Annotated in this window: 2 pseudogenes; both read right to left on the bottom strand. The window is 52.2% G+C overall.

Annotated elements, in window-relative coordinates:
* Positions 1–59: 59 nt before the first annotated feature.
* Positions 60–293: pseudogene (locus HK11_RS12110) on the bottom strand (transposase); the annotation flags it as partial.
* A gap of 361 nt (positions 294–654) precedes the next feature.
* Positions 655–788: pseudogene (locus HK11_RS12305) on the bottom strand (transposase); the annotation flags it as partial.

Here is a 788-nt window from a genome sequence, read left to right as displayed (position 1 = left end):
CGAGAAATGGAATCACAGAGCAGACCTCAAAACCAGAGGGTTTTTCGAACCCTCCAGGTCGCTTCCAGTGGGGCCTTGTCCCACAGCCCGGCTCCGATGAAATGATGTAACCGGTCATAGGGGACTACATCCGAACGCATGGCCATGGGCTGGATGCTCTTGCGATCTCCTGGCCCGATCAGACCTGCGATATAGGCCGGGCACATTTTACGCCGCGTCTTGTTACCAAGACCTTCCAGATACGGGACGAGCCATTGCTCAAGATCCGCTTGCCAGTCTTCTTCCAATGCCAGCCTCCGTCAAAGCTGGCTCACCATGAATCACGCAATCAGCCCCATGGGAATCCTAAAAAATATACTTCTGCCAAAGTAGTGCTAGGTTTCGTGGACAAAGGGTATCTACTGGAGTGTCGACACGAGACTGACGAAGCCAAGATATGATTCCTTGGTTTTGTCATATCGGGTAGTCATGCGTCGCCAGTTCTTGAGTTTATTGAACAGGCGCTCGACGAGATTGCGCCAACGGTAATTGGTTCTATCGTGAGGGATAGGTGCGACGGTTGCTTTTGGCTGGAATGACGGCTTTGATTTCGGCCTTGGCAAGCTCCTCGCGAATGACGTCGGCATCGTAATCTAGAGGGTTCGAAAAACCCTCTAGATTGTTCAACGTCTGGATCACCATAATTTTGAACATCAGCACCGGATCAAACGGCGGACGCCCGGCATTACTCCCGTCTGAATACGCCAGAGCCTTCTCCAGGTCAGGGCGGAAGACTTCAAAATCCACAG

The organism is Acetobacter sp. DmW_043 (assembly GCF_002153485.1).
Lineage (GTDB): Bacteria > Pseudomonadota > Alphaproteobacteria > Acetobacterales > Acetobacteraceae > Acetobacter > Acetobacter thailandicus.
Note: the sequence above shows the minus strand (reverse complement) of the source record. Positions and strands in the feature narration are given on the sequence as shown.